This is a genomic window from Paludibacterium sp., assembly GCF_019232825.1.
GTDB lineage: Bacteria > Pseudomonadota > Gammaproteobacteria > Burkholderiales > Chromobacteriaceae > Paludibacterium.
The window spans coordinates 1-2,354 of the sequence record NZ_JAFAND010000054.1 but is presented as its reverse complement, the minus strand read 5'-3'; the positions used below and the strand labels follow the sequence as shown (position 1 = coordinate 2,354).

Sequence of the window (2,354 nt, the reverse complement as noted above, 5' to 3'; positions counted from 1 at the left end):
GATCATGCGGAACAGCGTTGATTTACCGGCGCCGTTGGGGCCGATGATGCCGACGATGGCGCCCGGCGGCACCTTGAAGCTCAAGTCGTCGATCAGCAGTCGATCGCCGAAGGCTTTGCTGACGTGATCGAATTCGATCACTTCGTTGCCCAGGCGCTCGCCGACCGGAATGAAGATTTCCTGCGTTTCGTTGCGGCGCTGGTATTCCTGGCTCGACAACTCGTCAAAGCGGGCGAGACGGGCCTTGGATTTGGCTTGGCGTCCCTTGGGGTTCTGCCGGACCCATTCCAGCTCTTTCTTGATGGCGCGCTGACGGGCCGATTCGTTGGCTTCTTCCTGCTGTAGGCGCGCCTCCTTCTGGTCGAGCCAGGAGGAGTAGTTGCCCTTCCAGGGGATGCCGTGGCCGCGGTCGAGTTCGAGAATCCACTCGGCGGCGTTGTCGAGGAAGTAGCGGTCGTGGGTCACGGCGACCACGGTGCCGGGGAAGCGCACCAAGAATTGCTCCAGCCACTCGACCGACTCGGCGTCCAGGTGGTTGGTCGGTTCGTCCAGCAGCAGCATGTCCGGTTGGGACAGCAACAGGCGGCACAACGCCACACGGCGCTTTTCGCCGCCGGACAGGTTGGCGATCTTGGCGTCCCAGTCGGGCAGGCGCAGCGCGTCGGCGGCGACTTCCATCTGCTGGTTGGCGCTACCGTCGCTGGCGGCCAGAATGGCTTCGTACTTGGCTTGTTCGGCCGACAGAAAGTCGAAATCGGCATCCGGCTCGGCGTAGGCGGCATAGATTTCGTCCAGCTTCTTCTGCGCCACAATGACGTCGCCCAAGCCTTCTTCCACCGCTTCGCGCACCGTGTGCTCGGGGTTGAGCTCCGGCTCTTGCGGCAGATAGCCGATCTTGATGCCGGGCATGGGGATCGCTTCGCCCTCGATCTCCTTGTCGAGACCGGCCATGATGCGCAGCACGGTGGACTTGCCCGAGCCGTTCAGGCCCAACAGGCCGATCTTGGCGCCCGGGAAGAAGCTGAGCGAAATATCTTTGATGATCTGCCGCTTGGGCGGCACCACCTTGCTGACACGCAGCATCGAAAATACGTATTGAGACATGTCTGTCCGCTGAAATATAAGTCGGAAAAGGGTGATTTTATCACGCCGTCAACGGGAGTATTCCTCCAGCAGCGCCTCTTGCGCGCAGCGTTGCCGGCCGCGCACCGTCTTGCGCCGGTAGCTGCCGTCCGGCTGCATTTCCCAGGCGTTGACGTTGTCCTCCAGGTACAGGCGCAGCGCCTCCTTGATCAGGCGGCGCTTGTGCTTCGGGTCGAGGATCGGCACGCAGGTTTCGATGCGGCGGAAGAAGTTGCGGCCCATCCAGTCGGCGCTGGCGATATACAGATCTTCCTCGTGGTCGTTGTAAAAATAGAAGACGCGCGGGTGTTCGAGGAAGCGGCCGACGATCGAGCGCACGGTGATATTGTCGGAGAGCCCCGGCACGCCGGGGCGCAGCGCGCACACGCCGCGCACGATCAGCTGAATCTTCACGCCGGCTTGGCTTGCGCGGTAGAGCGCGGCGATCACCTGCGGGTCAAGCAGCGCATTCATCTTGGCGATGATGAGACCGGTGCGGCCGGCTTCGGCGTGCTGAATTTCGCGGTCGATCGACTCCAGGATCATGCTGTGCAGCGTGAACGGGCTTTGGTGCAGCAAGAAGAGTTTGCTGGCGCGCCCCAGGCCGGTCAGCTGGACGAAAATATCGTTGACGTCGCTGGCGATTTTTTCGTTGCAGGTCATCAGACCGAAGTCGGTGTACAGCCGCGCCGTGCGCGGGTGGTAGTTGCCGGTGCCCAGGTGGACATAGCGCTTGAGGCCGTTTTCCTCGCGCCGCACCACCATCAGCATCTTGGCGTGCACCTTGTAGCCGATGACGCCGTACACGACGTGGGCGCCGGCGTCTTCCAGCCGGCTGGCCCAGCCGATGTTGGCCTCCTCGTCGAAGCGGGCCATCAGCTCCACCACCACCGTCACCTGCTTGCCGGCGCGGGCGGCGGCGATCAGCGACTCCATCAGCACCGAGTCGGTGCCGGTGCGGTACACCGTCATCTTGATCGCCACCACGTGCGGATCGGTCGCCGCCTGGGTCAGGAAGTCGATCACCGGCTGGAAGCTCTGGTACGGATGGTGCAGCAGCACGTCGCTCTTGCGGATGACGTCGAACAGCGAAGACTTCGACTTCTTCTGCAGATTGGCGGGCAGCGTGGGCGTGAACGGCGCGAACTTGAGATCGGCGCGGTCCACCAGGTCGGGCACCTGCATCAGCCGCACCAGGTTCACCGGGCCGTTGACGCGGTAGACGTCGCGCG

At 63.1% G+C, this 2,354-nt stretch carries 2 protein-coding genes; both read right to left on the bottom strand.

What is annotated here, in order from left to right; translation table 11 throughout:
• A partial coding sequence (gene ettA, locus JOZ06_RS06940; protein ID WP_293230487.1) for an energy-dependent translational throttle protein EttA occupies positions 1-1,104 on the bottom strand: 1,104 nt, incomplete at its 3' end.
• Between the two features lie 48 nt (positions 1,105-1,152).
• Positions 1,153-2,354: polyphosphate kinase 1 (gene ppk1 / locus JOZ06_RS06935; RefSeq protein WP_293230485.1), on the bottom strand; the 1,202-nt coding region annotated here is incomplete at its 5' end.